This window comes from Chryseobacterium sp. SIMBA_029 (assembly GCF_046535275.1).
In the GTDB taxonomy this organism is placed as follows: Bacteria; Bacteroidota; Bacteroidia; order Flavobacteriales; family Weeksellaceae; genus Chryseobacterium.
This window is the reverse complement of record NZ_JAWRXA010000759.1, coordinates 1-243: the sequence shown is the minus strand read 5'-3', so window position 1 is coordinate 243 and position 243 is coordinate 1. Positions and strand designations below refer to the sequence as shown.

The window sequence follows — 243 nt, the reverse complement described above, 5'->3', positions numbered from 1 at the left end:
GTTCCATCAATGCTTCCAGTGATCCTTTAATTGTTTTGGACGGTATTCCTTACAACGGGGATCTGAACAGTATTTCTTCCTCTGATATTGAGAGTATTTCCTTTCTTAAAGATGCTTCTTCCAATGCATTATACGGTTCCAGAGGGGCCAATGGAGTCATCATTGTAAACACCAAAAGAGGTAAAAGCAAAGGACTGCATATTGAAGCAGATGTGAAAACTGGAGTCAATTTCAGGTCCATCG

1 protein-coding gene is annotated in these 243 nt (G+C 40.3%); it reads left to right on the top strand.

Annotated elements, in window-relative coordinates; all coding sequences use genetic code 11:
- The coding region (locus SB679_RS25965; RefSeq protein ID WP_410705269.1) for a TonB-dependent receptor plug domain-containing protein at positions 1-243 on the top strand (243 nt) is incomplete at both ends.